Consider the following 244-nt stretch of genomic DNA (forward strand, 5'->3'; position numbering starts at 1 on the left):
GGGTCTCCAGGTACTGGCTGACCTTGGTGTAGGTGAGCCGCGCGTGGGAGTGGATGACCGCCTCGTAGAACTGGTAGCCGGTCATCTTGCCGGCCCTGGACAGGTTCATCTCGCAGACCATGGCCAGGCGGTCGACCAGCGGGTTCAGCGAGCACAGGCCGTTGGAGAGGATTTCCGGCAGCATGGGGATGACGCGCTCGGGGAAGTACACCGAGTTGCCGCGCTTGGCCGCCTCCTCGTCCAG

General features: G+C 65.2%; 1 protein-coding gene. It reads right to left on the reverse strand.

Going from position 1 to position 244, the window contains the following annotated elements; genetic code table 11:
- A partial coding sequence (locus tag CN946_RS20920) for an RNB domain-containing ribonuclease (protein WP_141546959.1) occupies positions 1–244 on the reverse strand: 244 nt, incomplete at both ends.

This window comes from Bacillus sp. AFS053548, from assembly GCF_002575105.1.
Classification (GTDB): Bacteria; Bacillota; Bacilli; order Bacillales; family Bacillaceae_G; genus Gottfriedia.